Genomic DNA, 13,111 nt, shown 5'->3' on the forward strand with positions numbered 1-13,111 from the left:
TCGAAATGGATCTTACATCAGTTATCCCTGTTTCTTGTAGTAGTTGGCTTTCTGCTATGTTTCAAAAACGTGGATTTGAAAATGCCAAACAAAAGCCATTGTTTACCTATCAGCTAACGAACGACGAGTATCAAGAATTAAAAGTCGTTCTCAGAAGGCTGGTAGCTTCAAAAGAAAGGTTTAGAAACGCTGAATGGTGCGCGGCATTTTGCCTATTTTGTTCGGAATGGTATCGCCGTGAATATCAAGAGGGCTGGTCCTGGGATGGAATTTGGAGTGCGTTAGACTTTAAAATCGAAGCGAGTCAAAGGCCTCAATTGATTGAAAAAGGTTTGAGTTACTGGGGGCGAAAAGTTAATCGTTATGAAAGTGACCGGAATGATTTTCTAGGCACTGTGTTCAGTGAGGGTGGTTTACCTTTTGGTTTGTTAGCGAGTCAAGGTAGTCGATATCAGCAACTTTTCAAACGTTTACTTAATGAGTTTGATAAAGCAAAATCATTTGGCGTTTCTCCAGTACCACTTATCCAAAAGCAATTAGAGGGCTTTCCCGATGCTTTTCAAAAAGAAACGACGGTAGCTCTACTTGATGAAATGGTTGCTAGGTTATATGCCTTCATCGATTGTTACGACTTGGATAATCAGACAGACCCAGTTGCACACCTTGATAACTCACTTCCTTCGTGGAGAGGTAGCTTTCCTATTCCTTTAGAAGATTCAACAGGAAATGAGTTCTTGGCTGGCCTACTGACTTCGGCTGCGTCACAGCGAAAAGATATTAAGCAACGGCAAAAGCGTTTAGCTTTACTGCAATGGCTGTCCCATTCAGATAACTTTGGTTTCAAAGGTCAAATAGAATGCGAGAAGCGCATTCAAGTACCTATAGGTAAAAGTGAATTTTCTCACCCTAATGCCGAGTTTTTTCTCTATGAAGGTAAACAGCAGATTAAGAGCTTAGGGCGTGTGCGTTTAGAGTGCGATCAAGACGTGACTACTTTGCACCTTAGGTCTACAAAATTTGAATTTTCTCGTCAGCGATGGGAAGCGCCTTTAAGTCTTGTGGTGATGCAGTCAGGCACGATACGTTATCAAGAGGTCATCCCTGAGTCGTCAATTTTGCTGTCGGATATGCCTGTAGTGCTTGAGCAGGTTGATGGTCGTAATCAACTAGTAGGTCTAGGAAGTGTAAGTAAAAAAGCCGAGAGCCTTTATGTTTTAACATCCAGTTATCTTGAAACGTTAAAGCAAGAAAATTCGGCCAACATTTATAGCCATGAAGAACTAGATGGTGGTTACCAGCTCATTCATTTCAGTGGCGAGCTGACACTTTCGACACAATCCGATGATGTAAATGATCAGTATGTTATTTCTAGTAAAGCGGACGCATTTACTAAAGAGTTGCTAAGTATTACCGGGGCAGAACTAGCATATGAATCTGTGCAAGGTTTTCCTGTTTTCAAGGGTGTGCCAAAAATCTCTTGTCAGCTGCCAAATGCTGATATCTACATTGGTGACTCTATTTACGGTAAAGGGGAATACCTTGCTGCAATATATGGACGCCAAGTATTGCGTGTGAAAGTAGAGGGTAAAACACTGTATCGTCGTAAAATAGCGATTTTACCAGATAGCTTGCAAATAAAAATTGAAGCGGGTTTGTCGCCAACGACTGGAACGATTCACTTAGACTGCGAGCAAAACCTAACCTCTAAGGTCACAACAGATATTGCTACTAAGATAATTAAAACCGATGCTGGCAAGGGCATAGAGCTTAATGCTGGTGATGATACTCCGCCTTCTGAAGTTAAACTTGAGATTAGAGCTAATTTATTAGCTGACCCAATTGCTCTGAGAATTCCATTCCCTTCTAAGGGGGCACTGTTATTTGATGCGGATGGGCAAAAATTAAGCAGAAGAGTCATTGTTGAAGATTTGCTAGGAGCTCGAGTACTTTTATTCTCTGAGCCAGAAAAAGGCAAGACTAAATTCGATATTGAGTTAAAAGCACCTACGCGTTCAAAAGATAAAGTAAGTTTTAACTATACCTATTTAGTCAGCGACTCATTTGCAGAGATAAGTCTGTACGAATTTAGACATAAAATAAAAGAGTTGCTCTCTACATCTGACGGTTTAGATGAAACAGTAAGGCTTATTATCAGTAGTGCTACTACTGATCCAGTTCAGTATCAAATTGGTCGCTATACAACCAGTCCAACGAAAGAAGGGGACTTGCTGGCTTTTGATGAGAAAGAAGTGGACGATTTTGGGAAAATACAGGTTGAATTAATTAACTTAGAAAACCCTGAAGAAAAGCCTATCAAGCTGATGCAAAGAACTTCGAATGGTTCACCGATTGGAAAGTTTGAGCTACCTCCTCAAGTGGGGGCACCGAAATTAGCGGTACCAAGCAAAACTTCTAGAGTGTCATTTCGTGCTTCTTATTTGGCACCGGATCATACCGTGTTAAATTCAGAAAAAGCTAAAACACTTAATAAAGCGGTATCGGAGTTCCACCCTCTTCATAATTCGAATCCATTTAAGAGCATTTTTGATGATATGGCTGGCAATTTATCTCATTCAGGCTGGCTATACCTCGATGCTCTATTTGAAAATTTTTCTCACTTGCCAATGTCAACATTTGAAGTCTGGAAAGCTTTGGCTAAACATCCGCTTTGCTTAACTTCTTATCCATTGGTTAGCCGGCACAATACTGAAGACGTTTTGCAGGCATTTCAGACAGAGTTTAATATCATATGGGAACTGAATTCTTTGTACAGTTGGAGCAAAGCACTCAGTAATTATAAAGAATCCTTGCAAGCGCAGGCATACCCAGATGAGCTTGTTAAGCTTTTTGAAATGCGAGAATTAGATAAATTGATGAACTTTTTAGGTTCACCTGAGTTGTTTAAGGCATCTGAGTCAAATGGAGCCGTTTATCCCGCTTTGGTGAATATTTGGAAGGGAGATTTACTAAGGGTGAATGCAGACAATGAAAATTGGCCTTCACACTATGACTTCTTTTTTAATCAATGGCTCTTGACCCATAAGCCGGAACTGCTTTGTTTCGAAATACCACACAAATTTCAAACAGCAGTGGCTTTATTTCCTATTATTGCGGCGGCTGTTGTTTCGGGAAAAACCACATGGTCAGATGTTTTAGGGGCAACAGGCGTAAATTACTTATTACTGAGACAGCTAATGGACTTCGATCGAGATTGGTTCAATTCTGTTTTTCAATGCTGTTTATCTATTTTTGCCACGGAGTAAGGTATGGCCGGTTACTTTTCAACACTTAAACAACAAGCGAACTCTCGTGCTAAAGAAGCAACACTGAGTGTGCTAGGTATTAACAAGCCTAACTTGCGTAATCATCTAAACGATCTATTTGAAAGTGATGAGCCATTTGTTCACGGACCAGTTTTTGAACAAATGTTTGGATGGGAGCCTCACACCGAGAAGGTTGGTGAACTGAATAACATTTTATCCCCGAAAATTATTGATGCATTGGATCACGAAAATAATGGGCGATATTCCTTTAAAAAGGACTGGAGCCCTTTCAAACATCAATACCAGGCGTGGACAGATTTACTTGATGAAACTCCCAAGTCTCGGATTATTACCAGTGGTACGGGCTCTGGTAAAACAGAATGTTTTATGGTTCCTGTGCTAGAAGATCTTTACCGTGAAACAGTTCAGACAGGTCAAGCCCTTACTGGTGTAAGAGCGATTTTTCTATACCCATTGAATGCCTTAATTAACTCCCAACGTGAGCGCTTGAATGCTTGGACAAAGCACTTTGAAGGGGATATTCGTTTTTGTCTCTACAACGGTAAAACGCCGGAAAAACTTAAAAGTAAAGAAAGCCAAAAACAAACAGCGAACCCGCAAGATGTGATGAGTCGCCAAGGGTTGCGCGACGACCCAGCTCCCATTCTTGTTACTAATGGTACTATGTTGGAGTATATGCTGATTCGTCAAGCAGATGCTCCAATTATCAAAAAATCTAAAGGGAAATTACGCTGGATTGTTCTAGACGAAGCTCACACTTACATTGGTTCTCAAGCAGCGGAATTAGCATTGCAATTACGCCGTGTTATGCAAGCCTTTGAAGTTAAAGCGGAGGACATTCGCTTTGTAGCAACTTCAGCAACCATTGCGGGAAAAGAAGCTGAAGATAGTTTAAGACGTTACTTGGCTAATTTAGCAAACATATCGGTCGATCAGGTAGCGGTAATCGGTGGCAAGCGAATCGTACCCAAGCTAAACAAAGTCGATAGTGTGAACCGTACAATCGATGAAATTGAATCCATCGATCCGGAAGGCCAGCTGCCATTAAAGCCTAAAGAAGAGCAGAAAAAAGAGGTTTCTAGCAAGCGCTTTAGAGCTTTAGAAGAGTCTAGAATTGCTGTATCTCTTCGAAATATATTAACAGCTGAGGGTTCAGTGCCTAAGTCAATTTATGACTTAGTTTCAGATATGTCTGACTTCAAGTTAAAAGAAAGTGAGATTTTTCGCTGGATAGACCTCTGTACGAATACTAAAGAAACTTCGAGCTCTGAAGCCTTTTTAAAAGTCCGTTCACACTATTACCAGCGGACTTTAAGTGGTCTTTGGTCTTGTGTGAACCCAACTTGTTCCCATAAACAACACACAAAACTACAGCAGGATTGGCCATATGGATATGTCTACACCAAGCAACGTCCACATTGTGAATGTGGTTCTCCTGTCTTAGAGATAGCTTTTTGTAATGTGTGTAGTGAACCTCATTTATTAGGTTCTTTTGATACAAATAACAGCAAGCTAGTGCCTTGGATTGATCGCTCTCACGATGAATTTAGCTTAACGGAAGGTGATTCTGATGAAGAGAGTGATAACTCTGATAATTCGGATGGAAGTGAGAATGAGCAATATCAAGGTTCAAGGTCTTCAGGGCTTGTTGTTATTGGTGCAAATGAATCAAGTGAAAATGACTACCACCTAAGAGTGTTTTCAAAAGATGGAATAGAATCTTTTGGAGACGGTGATTTTTCTTTGGCGTTGAGAGACGAGCAAGAAAAGCCTGTCTGCTCAGATTGTGGGCATTCAGGTAGAGGTGTTCATGGCCAAGCATTAAGACGTTGTATGCTGGGAGCTCCGTTTTACTCCACTAATGTTGTACCCACCATATTAGAGTATTGCCCAGACTTTGAGCCGGAGGATGATGCTGAAGTCAAACGAACGCCAGCTGAACTACCGGCTCGGGGGCGTCGTCTTATTACCTTTACCGATAGCCGTCAAGGCACGGCAAAAATGTCGGTTAGTATGCAGCAAGAAGCAGAACGCTCCTTGTTACGAGGTATAATGGTTCGAGAGCTTAAAAATCATTTGGAAGAAAAAAGTGATCTAGATGATGCAGTTTTTGAAAAAGTAAAAATGTATATGGGGCTCGCTCCTGATGTAATTCAAGACTTTATATTATTGCAAAAAGACAAAGACCCTGAATTAGCTAAGGCTTTAGAGCAATACTTAGAATCATTGAGCGCTGAAAAAGTAACTAATCCAACCCCTATAACATGGCATGAACTAGTTCGTGAGTTAAAATTAGATCAAAACGTTTCTCACTCAATGACTTGGGAGAATCGATACTTAGACCCAGACGCCTTTGATGTAAGTGATGCAACAACACTTTCTGAAATGATTTTAACGCGAGAGATAGCTCGCCGGCCTAAATACCGCAATAACGTAGAGACTCAGGGGTTAGTGCGTATTGTTTACTCCGGGATTGAGGCAATTACCTCTATACCAGAAAATTGGTCGGAACATGGTCACACTCTTAAAGACTGGAAGGATTTTCTTGTGGTGTGTATGAACTTCCACGTTCGAGAAAACACTTTTGTTCAACTTAATAAAAGCTGGACTAAATGGATTGGCATGCGTTTCTATGAGAAGCATTTAATCAGTCCTGAGTCAAAAGATGATCAAGGGATTAGGGTGAAACCTTGGCCACAAGTGAGGTCAAAAGCCAAACAGCAGTCTCGACTAATTTCACTGTTGGCTAAAGGCAGCAAGTTAGACCCTACAGAGGAAAGAACTAAAGTCATAATTAATGGTTGGTTACAAGCTGCATGGAATTGTCTGGTTAGCGGTCAATCTAAAACTCTTAGTGAGTTTACGGGTAAACAATACCAGCTGAGATTGGATACCATCAGTTTCTCCTTAATGACTAAGGCATACATTTGTCCAGTTACAAATAAACTAATCGACACTGTATTTAAAGGGATTACACCTTATATTCCTTGGAATAAAGATCCATATAAAGAGCCTGATAAGTACCTATGTAAGCAGGTTGATTTACCAAAAATTTGGCAGCTTGATACATCAACGGATAACAGTCGCTATATCTCAGCTATTCGAGATAATGTGGCTTCTAACGACATTATTAAGCAACTGCGTCAGCAAAATCTATGGACGGATATTAACGATAGAGTGGTTGAGGGTGGGGTTTATTACACTACCGCAGAACACTCTGCACAGCAATCATCCGAGAAGTTAGAGAAATATGAAGAACGATTTAAACATGGTCAAAAAAACGTCTTAAACTGCTCCACTACAATGGAAATGGGGGTAGATATTGGTGGTATCTCTGCTGTTGTTATGAACAACGTTCCACCACATCCTGCGAATTATCTACAGCGTGCTGGTCGAGCAGGGCGCTCAAAAGAGGCTCGTGCTGTTGGCTTTACGCTTTGTAAGAATAACCCTCATGACCAGTATGTGTTTAACAACCCAAAATGGCCATTTGAAACGAATATTCCTGCGCCTCATGTAGCCTTTAGTTCTGCCAAAATTGTACAACGTCACATTAATGCTTTCTTGCTTGGGACGTTCCTTCGAAATGTAATTGGAGAGACTTCTAAAGAAAAGTTTTTCTTAAATTTGGAGTGGTTCTATACACCTGAAGCTTCTAGTAATGTGCCTTGTACTCGATTTATCAATTGGCTTGAAGGTAATCAATTTAAACTGCAAAATGAAATTAAAACACTTACATCACAAACTAAGTTGGAAAACTCAAGCGTAGATAGTCTAGTCACAACGACATCTGAAACGATCAAGCTCTTAAGTGAAAAGTGGCTAAAAGAATATCAGTTTATTCAGTCTGAGCTTGCTTCTGCTGATAAAGATGGCCCTTACGCTTATAAACTGAATGGTGATTTAAATCGCCTTTGCAATGAGTATTTGCTACGTGATCTTGCATGCAGGGGTTTTCTTCCAGGCTATGGCTTTCCTACAGATGTCGTTAATTTGAATGTGGGTAACCTAGAAGATTATCTCCGCGAGAAGGAAGGTAGGAAGAATAAACAAGATGAACGTGAAGATAATGTTGCGATCAATCGAGGTCTACCAAGTCGAAATCTAGCCGTAGCTATTCGTGAATACGCTCCTGGTACTGAAATTGTACTTGATGGCCGTGTACACAAAACTGCTGGTATATCATTAGGTTGGCAAAAAGCTCATGTTGAAGGGCTGAAAGAAACTCAAAAGTTTGATGTTGCATGGCACTGTTCTCATTGTGGCCAAACAGGATATGAACCAGATCTCAGCCAACAAAATAATATTATGTGTAGCAACTCGGCTTGTGCCAAGCCAATTAAAATAAAAGATCAGCGTAAAGTAATACAACCAACTGGTTTTGTGGCTGATTTTTACCTGCCGCCAAGCAACAACATATCACAGACTGCTTACATTCCTGTTCAAGAACCATGGGTGATGGGGAAAGGCGATAAAGTTACACTTCCTAATTCCGAACTTGGCTATATGGTAGTTGATACTTCTGGGCATGTATTTCATCACAGCTCAGGCCTATATGGTACGGGCTATGCTCTTTGTCTTGGTTGTGGTCGAGCAGAGTCTATGACTGCAACAGAAGAGTACCCTAAATCCCTTAATCCAGAAGGGACGCATAGGCCGCCTATGCCAAATAAATTTCAACGCGATGAGAATGGTAAGCCTGAATGTGGTGCATCAGGAAAGATCATGGAAAGTATCCATCTTGGGTTTAATACCACTACGGATGTATTCGAGTTAGTTCTTCGTAACCCTGTAACAGCTGAGTATCTTAATAATAAAAGTATTGCGATTACAATCGCTGTTGCTCTTAGAGAAACCTTAGTTGATCAACTTGGTATTTCATCTAATGAAGTTGGTTATGGAACAAGACCGGCAATTGTAGGACAAGGTAATAAAGCACAAGTCATTCAGCTGTTTGATACAGTCAGTGGCGGTGCAGGCTTTTCCATATCTGCGGCTGCCAAGATTAAAGAGCTCTTAAAAGGCATGAAAAATGTCCTTGAGTGCAAAGATCAATGTGACCGTTACTGTCATTCTTGTCTCTTAGAGTCAGATTCACGGCATGATATTGATCGTCTAGATCGTAAGACAGCACTTACTTGGTTAAATGAAGCTGATTTTGACAATCATCTTGATCTTCCAGCCGAATATCAGAATATGTTGGGTTCTGTAGATGCAATTTACAACTCAATGCCCATAAAGGAGAAACTTGCTGAGCAGCTTCGTAATAAGCCTTTCTCTGTTAAGTTTATTTTGTCTAGGAATATTGAAGATTGGGATACCTCTCTTGGTTTTTTAACATCGTACTTCCATCGGTTGTTAGGTGAAAGTTTAAATGTACAAGTTGTTGTACCTGAGATTAAGTGGGAAGGAGAAGTTAGAGACTTTCTTGCTCAGTTATCTGCTATGAAGGTAGATATAGTGGAAGCAGACGTTAAGGTTCCCGCGGTAGTACAGGTATGTTACGAGCATTCCTGTAAGACGATTGGGTGTCTTGACGATCAATCAAGAACGTTAGGTGAAAATTGGCTTAATTCCTCTGATATTTCTGTTACAACGGATGCCATACCCGAAATCACAGGCAAGGTGCTATCGTTCACGGAACCTTTGACTGTACAAGGTGCGGTTGATATAGCTGTTAAGAATGAGTTAAACGGATCCTTAAAGGGTTTTGGGTTAAGAATTTTGGAGTTATTGAGTAAAAAGGATAGCAGGCTCGCAAACTTATTTGATAACGAGAAGCTTATCTCGATTAACTATACTGACCGCTATTTACAAAGCCCATCAAGCCTTTTGATGCTGGGTGAGCTTCTAAGCTCTATTTCTAATCAAGATAACTATGTAACGGTGACGACTTGCTTTGATGAAAAAGGAGATTACCCAGGTCATGTGATACATCATGACTGGAGATACGAGGATGACTATGAAGTGATCTTTAAAGGGTGGATAAAGCAAATTTGTGGTCCAAATACATCAATCCAATTAGCCAAAAAATCAGATATACCTCATCGACGTAGTTTAAATTTAGAATTTGAATCAGGTTCTAAAGCACAGATTATTTTTGATCAGGGGTTGGGGTATTGGCGATTAAAGGTGGGACGAGGGCTTCATAACTTCGATTTCCGTCGGAGTATTCCTGATCAAGTTACTAGGCTCGGAGATGCAAGAGACAATGCACAGATTTCTCATAGAGATGACTGTGATTGGGATACATTTATTACGGTAGGTATAGAAATAGGGGACTCATAGCGCAAAACAATCTCTTGTTTTTCCCTTTGAACAACTTAGTGAAGATGCTATCTGTACAATTAGCATCCAACTTTAGCATAGCTATTAGTGGAAAATTCAGGTGTTCGAGTAGAATAGAGTTCTAATTAGGCTAATTCTTTCACCAAGCCAAACATGTTGATGTTTGGCTTTTTTATTTTTTGAGGGTAAGGAAAGTTTTGTAAAAATAAGAAATTTTATTATAACTAGTGATGGTTTTTTTATAAGTCACTGATAAATATGGATATTTTTGTTGACACGCCTTCTGCTATAGGTTAATTCGATTATTAATCTATTGAGGATATGTTATGAATAAATTGTCTTTACGCTGTGTTGCCCCTGCTTTGTTGTTGTCTTCAGCCTTCTCTGTATCTGCCGCGGAAAAGTTCCCTTCTCCCTTTGGTTTAGAATGGGGGATGAACCATGCTGAGCTACAGGCTATTGGGTTTTCTGCTCCAGAAAAATATGAAGAATTTAGCTTTTTGTCTTCTGTTAGTGCCCCTAAACCTTGGTCTCAGGGAGATGAATATTTAGTATTAACGTACAAAGATAAATTGGTGAAAGCCATAGTCAGTTCTAAAGATATTACTGGCGATGCATATGGTTCTAAGGGAAAAGAGCTGTACAAGCAAGTAACTGCACTTCTTACTAAAAAATATGGTGAGCCATCTTCTAGCTATGAGCGAACAGGTCTGAATTTATACAAAGACTCAGATGAATTCTATCAGTGCCTTGAGTATTCTGGCTGCGGTACGTACTTCTCGTCCTATACTGTAAGTGGAGGAGTAATACAAGCTACGATAGAAGGAAGAGGTAGAGGGAAAGGGTATGTCAAAATAGTATATGAAAGCCCTGCTTTTTATAATGCTAAGAAAGAGATTGAAGAAGCACATAGTCAAACAGATGTTGATGCGTTTTAAGGGGGAATTGATATGAAAACATTTTTTATATGTTTCTTTCTTAGCGCCAGTTTTTCCTTGTACGGAAGCTCATCTATCAATTTGTCAGTGGTACATGAAAAGCTCGTACAAGCAGATCCAAGAAATGTTGGTATTGATTTTAGGTTAGTCGAAGAAGGAGATAATTTAGGGTTTTGTATCAATCATGTAGATAAGCTGTCGAGTCAAAATGATGTCTTTCGCATTTTCTTGCAGGCTGCAGCAGAGCTTAAAGAGCAGAGTTATCATAGTATTTTCCTATGTTATTTAGGACAGACAAGGTACGTATTATCTGGGTATGACTTCTCTGTAATTGGGGAAGACTTTGGTAGGCAAAATATCATGTTTACAGTTCGAACGTTTCCTGAAAAGCTTAAGTTGCCTGATGGGAAACGGGCATTTGATAAGCACCGTGGTGGTATTATTTATGTCGCCAATAAGCAGATTGCTGATTTCTCTATCATGAATAAAAACTGGTATCTAAATGATATTGTGAAAATTAGGCAGGCGGAAAAAGACGCACGGAGGCCTAAATTTTTCGCAAAAGATGAAGATGTTTTTTGATGAAGATATAAGCTAATACCACTACAAATAAGGCCTATTATTAATAGGCCTTAGTTTATTTATATAAATAAACTAAGCATTAATATTGGAACACTTGATGAGGTTTATTCATGGATTCTCAAATGCCCGAGTTTGATGGGAGGATTACCAAAATGACAGAGTGTCTTCTGACGAGCTTCAAAATCATCTATTCCCAATTTCCAATCGTTAATTTCATAGCCATGAGAAGTTAGCGCTATTTTTTATCGGTATCTAAAGGCCACATGCCACAAATATCAAATTCGGAAGCGATCGTTGACCATTTGACTGGAAGGAGCTTATTTCTCGGCAGTATTGCTTCATCTTGATAGGCTGCTTTTCGATAGCGTCGCATGAGTTCCTCCATGTCGTTTTGCATTGCGCTGAGTGTGTCGGCCGACATAAAACGAAAGGAGCTAGAAAACCAAGTGTGCTCTTCATCGTGATGTTTGAATACTTGGTTCAGAAAGTCGTGGTTTCTTTCTCTCACTAATTTAGCAAGCTTGCCATTCAAGCGCATGAGCAGTCTGCCTTCTACTTTCAATTTCAGTTCATTATTAGCACCAAGAGTCAGTAAGTTTTGCTGGTCTAAGTCTTTTAAATATTTAAATAGCTGTAGGTCATCGAGTTGATATTTGCTTTTAATTTCCTCGGTGTTATAGCCCGAGGTTAGGAAAAAAAGAAAGTGAAAATGGGAAGGATGTGATGCCAACCAAACCTCTTGCTCATAGGACAAACTTACCATGGGCTCTGAGAACTCTTTTGCCACTGTGAGCAAATCGTACAAGGAAATGTTAATCGCACTACACACATCTGTTAGGCGGCTTAGAGAACAGTCCTTCTCTCTGAACAAACGCTTAATCGTTTGTTCAGAAACACCAATATGTGTCGCAACATCTTGATAGGTTAAGCCTCTTGCTTTGAGCGCTAATTTTAGAGCATGAGTAATTTCATGTTGTGCCGCTTGTTGCATCGGTGGCCTCAGTCAAAGTTGGGTGAATTAAGTTAATGATACTTCATTTAATTAAAAGGTACGTAAATTGTACCTTTTTTATTTAATGTTTCTTTAGGGTTTTATATTACATATCTTTTGTTTGTAAACAATAGATATGTAAGGACTAAATCATGAAGTGGATAACATTGACAGCTGGGTTGTTGTCAGCGCAAATGGCGTTTGCAGAACCCAATGTGTTGTGGGAGTTCAACGACTTTAAAATGCCAGAATCGGTATTGCTAGATAGAGACAGGCAGCAAATTTATGTCTCGAACATTAATGGAGAGCCTTTAAAGGAAGATGGCAACGGTAGCATTGGTTTGATCTCAGCTGATGGCTCTTCGCATCAGGTTGAATGGGTTTTGGGGTTAGACTCTCCAAAAGGTTTAGCGCAACGGGGAAAATATTTATACGTAGCGGATGTAAAAGAGCTGGTAGTGATTAATGTCGATACCGCAAAAGTATCAGCTCGGTATCCAGTTCCAGAAGCTGGTGTATTGAATGGTTTAGCTTTTGATGAAAATGGTGTCTTGTACGTTTCTGATTGGTTGGAAAATCGCATTTATAAACTGAAAGACCAAGAACTCTCTGTGTGGCTGGAAACACCACAACTGGAATCACCTAACGGGCTAGTGGTCAAAGAGGGAAGCTTGTATGTCGCCTCATGGGGAGGCGAATTACAAGCAGATTTCTCAACGCTTAGCAGTGGTTTATTAAAGCGTATTTCACTTACGACGAAAAAAATTGAAGATTTTCGTGGTGAGAAAACTTGGATGAATTTAGATGGCTTACACCCTTATACGAATGGTTGGCTTGCAACCGATTTTATGAAAGGAGAGCTACTGAATTTATCGTCTCAAGGAAGAGTTCTGTCTAGCTTATCGTTGGCACAAACATCGGCAGATTTCTGGTTTGATGAGGTCGAAAACCTGCTGTTAGTTCCTTATTTCATAACGAACCGTGTTGCCGCTTATCGCTTCACACCTGAAATTTTTGGAGAATAAATC

At 40.0% G+C, this 13,111-nt stretch carries 6 protein-coding genes; 5 read left to right on the forward strand and 1 reads right to left on the reverse strand.

Going from position 1 to position 13,111, the window contains the following annotated elements:
• Window positions 1-5: 5 nt before the first annotated feature.
• The 4 genes from ACYVGZ_RS07315 to ACYVGZ_RS07330 all read left to right on the forward strand — a co-directional run bounded on the left by ACYVGZ_RS07315 (window position 6) and on the right by ACYVGZ_RS07330 (window position 11,092).
• Window positions 6-3,263, forward strand: coding sequence for an STY4851/ECs_5259 family protein (locus ACYVGZ_RS07315; protein WP_460753307.1), 3,258 nt, complete (start codon window positions 6-8; stop codon window positions 3,261-3,263).
• Window positions 3,264-3,266: 3 nt separating this feature from the next.
• Window positions 3,267-9,572: a DEAD/DEAH box helicase gene (locus tag ACYVGZ_RS07320; RefSeq protein WP_460753309.1), complete on the forward strand. Its 6,306-nt coding sequence runs from the start codon at window positions 3,267-3,269 to the stop codon at window positions 9,570-9,572.
• Window positions 9,573-9,898: 326 nt separating this feature from the next.
• Complete coding sequence (locus tag ACYVGZ_RS07325; protein WP_460753312.1) at window positions 9,899-10,510, forward strand: hypothetical protein; 612 nt, start codon at window positions 9,899-9,901, stop codon at window positions 10,508-10,510.
• Window positions 10,511-10,522: 12 nt separating this feature from the next.
• Window positions 10,523-11,092, forward strand: coding sequence for a hypothetical protein (locus ACYVGZ_RS07330; protein ID WP_460753314.1), 570 nt, complete (start codon window positions 10,523-10,525; stop codon window positions 11,090-11,092).
• A gap of 235 nt (window positions 11,093-11,327) precedes the next feature.
• Here the strand turns inward: ACYVGZ_RS07330 and ACYVGZ_RS07335 are convergent, their stop codons facing one another.
• Window positions 11,328-12,083: a helix-turn-helix domain-containing protein gene (locus ACYVGZ_RS07335; protein WP_460753317.1), complete on the reverse strand. Its 756-nt coding sequence runs from the start codon at window positions 12,081-12,083 to the stop codon at window positions 11,328-11,330.
• Window positions 12,084-12,235: 152 nt separating this feature from the next.
• Between ACYVGZ_RS07335 and ACYVGZ_RS07340 the strand changes: the two genes are divergently transcribed.
• The gene (locus tag ACYVGZ_RS07340; protein ID WP_460753319.1) at window positions 12,236-13,108 is read left to right on the forward strand and encodes an NHL repeat-containing protein; all 873 of its coding nucleotides are present in this window, start codon (window positions 12,236-12,238) and stop codon (window positions 13,106-13,108) included.
• The last annotated feature ends 3 nt before the right edge of the window (window positions 13,109-13,111 follow it).

The sequence above is a fragment of the Marinomonas epiphytica genome (assembly GCF_054780655.1).

Bases quoted from the DNA above. Each gene is read 5' to 3' on its own strand.
- ACYVGZ_RS07330 (WP_460753314.1), top strand. From the start codon at position 10,523: ATGAAAACATTTTTTATATGTTTCTTTCTTAGCGCCAGTTTTTCCTTG.
- ACYVGZ_RS07320 (WP_460753309.1), top strand. From the start codon at position 3,267: ATGGCCGGTTACTTTTCAACACTTAAACAACAAGCGAACTCTCGTGCT.
- ACYVGZ_RS07335 (WP_460753317.1), bottom strand. From the start codon at position 12,083: ATGCAACAAGCGGCACAACATGAAATTACTCATGCTCTAAAATTAGCG.
- ACYVGZ_RS07325 (WP_460753312.1), top strand. From the start codon at position 9,899: ATGAATAAATTGTCTTTACGCTGTGTTGCCCCTGCTTTGTTGTTGTCT.
- ACYVGZ_RS07340 (WP_460753319.1), top strand. From the start codon at position 12,236: ATGAAGTGGATAACATTGACAGCTGGGTTGTTGTCAGCGCAAATGGCG.
- ACYVGZ_RS07315 (WP_460753307.1), top strand. From the start codon at position 6: ATGGATCTTACATCAGTTATCCCTGTTTCTTGTAGTAGTTGGCTTTCT.